Annotated in this window: 2 protein-coding genes and 1 pseudogene; 1 reads left to right on the top strand and 2 read right to left on the bottom strand. The window is 68.3% G+C overall.

Translation table 11 applies throughout. The annotated features are described in order from the left end of the window. Positions 1-170, top strand: a 170-nt coding sequence (locus FVA95_RS29020; protein WP_149662779.1) for an integrase core domain-containing protein, incomplete at its 5' end; no start/stop codon positions are given. A 24-nt stretch (positions 171-194) separates the two neighbouring features. Here the strand turns inward: FVA95_RS29020 and FVA95_RS29015 are convergent. Further along, positions 195-383, bottom strand: a pseudogene (locus FVA95_RS29015) (ATP-binding cassette domain-containing protein); the annotation flags it as partial. Between the two features lie 96 nt (positions 384-479). Continuing rightward, a partial coding sequence (locus FVA95_RS29010; protein WP_193564307.1) for a transposase occupies positions 480-871 on the bottom strand: 392 nt, incomplete at its 5' end.

The following is an 871-nucleotide window of genomic DNA, read 5'->3' as shown; positions in this document are numbered from 1 at the left end:
GGACCCTGGCCGACGGCTGGGCCTACGCCCGACTCTATGAGTCGACCCGCCAACGCAACGACGCCCTACCCGGCTGGCTGCACTTCTACAATCACCACCGCGCTCACTCCGCCATCGGCGGCCAGCCACCAGTCACCAGGCTGACCAACCTCCCTGGACATCACACCTAGCCGGACGACCCGGGCGCCGGGTGCGGTGCGCACCGCCCCGGTGTCCGGGTCGAGTGCTCCCGCCAGCACGGCGAGCAATGTCGACTTCCCGGCCCCGTTCGGCCCGGTCACGAGCAGCCGGTCGCCCCCGTCGAGGACCAGGTCGACCGGACCGGCGAGGCGGTCCCGTACACCGATCCCGTGCGCGCGCAGCTGCGGCGCGCCCGGTCGCACGTCGAGGTCGGGCCGACGCAGCGACGACGGCGGCACCGGCACGTCGACGCGGTGGCGCGTGGGTCTGTAACGAGAACGGTGGTTCCGGCGATGTTGTCAGTAGTGCTCGGCGCCCGGCCAGCGGTCACCGAAAGTGATGGCGAAGGCGTTGAGGACTGGCTTCCAGCGCATCATCCATCGGGTGTGGCCTCGTCCGGTCGGGTCGAGGCTGCGGGTGACAAGGTACAGACATTTCATCGCGGCCTGCTCGCTGGGGAAATGCCCTCGCGCTCGGACCGCTCGCCGGTAGCGGGCGTTCAACGATTCGATCGCGTTCGTCGTACAGATCACCCTCCGGACCTCGATGTCGTAGTCGAGGAACGGCATGAACTCGGTCCAGGCGTTACGCCACAAACGTATCATCGCCGGATAGGCTCGCCCCCACTCGTCATCGAGATCATCCAGCGCGGCTGCAGCGGCATCGGCGGTGGACGCGGTGTAAATAGCTC

The sequence above is a fragment of the Pseudonocardia sp. EV170527-09 genome (assembly GCF_008369905.1).
Classification (GTDB): Bacteria; Actinomycetota; Actinomycetes; order Mycobacteriales; family Pseudonocardiaceae; genus Pseudonocardia.
This window is presented reverse-complemented; position numbering and strand designations above follow the sequence as displayed.